At 71.0% G+C, this 1,173-nt stretch carries 1 protein-coding gene; it reads left to right on the top strand.

Features of this window, described 5'->3' with window-relative positions; all coding sequences use genetic code 11:
• Nucleotides 1-1,173, top strand: a 1,173-nt coding sequence (locus ABEB00_RS24585) for a beta-ketoacyl synthase N-terminal-like domain-containing protein (protein ID WP_345622331.1), incomplete at both ends; no start/stop codon positions are given.

Here is a 1,173-nt window from a genome sequence, read left to right as displayed (position 1 = left end):
GCTGCTGGAGACGGCGTGGGAGACCTTCGAACACGCCGGCATCGACCCCATCACGGTACGGGACGGTCAGGTCGGCGTCTTCGCCGGAGGCAACGGCCAGGACTACGCGACGATGATGACGCGGGCGCCGAAGGACATCGACGGCTACCTCATGACCGGCAACGCGGCGAGCGTCGTCGCGGGACGCGTCGCCTACACGCTCGGTCTCGTCGGCCCCGCCATGACGGTCGACACGGCGTGCTCGTCGTCGCTGGTTGCACTGCACCTCGCCGCGCAGTCACTGCGGTCCGGCGAGTGCTCCATGGCCCTGGTCGGCGGCGTGACGGTGATGTCGACCCCCGGCACCTTCATCGAGTTCAGCCGCCAGCGGGGACTGGCACCGGACGGCCGGTGCAAGGCGTTCTCGGCCGCGGCCGACGGCACCGGCTGGTCCGAAGGCGTGGGCATGCTGCTCGTCGAGCGGCTGTCCGACGCGCGGCGCAACGGACACCGGGTCCTCGCGGTGGTGCGAGGTTCGGCGGTGAACCAGGACGGCGCCAGCAACGGCCTGACCGCACCCAACGGACCCTCGCAGCAGCGGGTCATCCGTCAGGCGCTGGCAAACGCGGGAGTGCCGGCCGCCGAGGTGGATGTCGTGGAGGCGCACGGCACCGGGACGAAGCTCGGGGACCCGATCGAGGCCGAGGCCCTGCTTGCCACCTACGGGCAGGGCCGCGACGCCGAACGGCCGCTGTGGCTGGGTTCGTTGAAGTCGAACATCGGTCATACCCAGGCCGCGGCGGGTGTCGCCGGTGTGATCAAGATGGTGCTGGCGATGCGGGAAGGTGTCCTGCCGCGCACCCTCCACGCGGACGAACCGTCCCCGTTCATCGACTGGTCCTCCGGTGCGGTGGAACTCCTCCGCGAGACCCGGGAATGGCCACAGACCGGACACGTGCGCCGAGCAGCGGTGTCCTCCTTCGGCGCGAGCGGGACGAATGCGCATGTGGTGCTGGAGCAGGCGCCCGCGGACGAGACCACGGAAGCGGACGGCATCGATGTCGCTCCGGCGGTGGTGCCGTGGGTGATCTCGGGGCGGACACCCGAGGCCCTCCGGGACCAGGCGGAACGGCTCCGCGCCCTCACGGCCGGCAGTGACGCGAGTGTTGTCGATGTCGGCTGGTCGCTGGCGTC

The organism is Streptomyces ziwulingensis (genome assembly GCF_039542605.1).
GTDB classification, from domain to species: Bacteria; Actinomycetota; Actinomycetes; order Streptomycetales; family Streptomycetaceae; genus Streptomyces; species Streptomyces ziwulingensis.
This window is presented reverse-complemented; position numbering and strand designations above follow the sequence as displayed.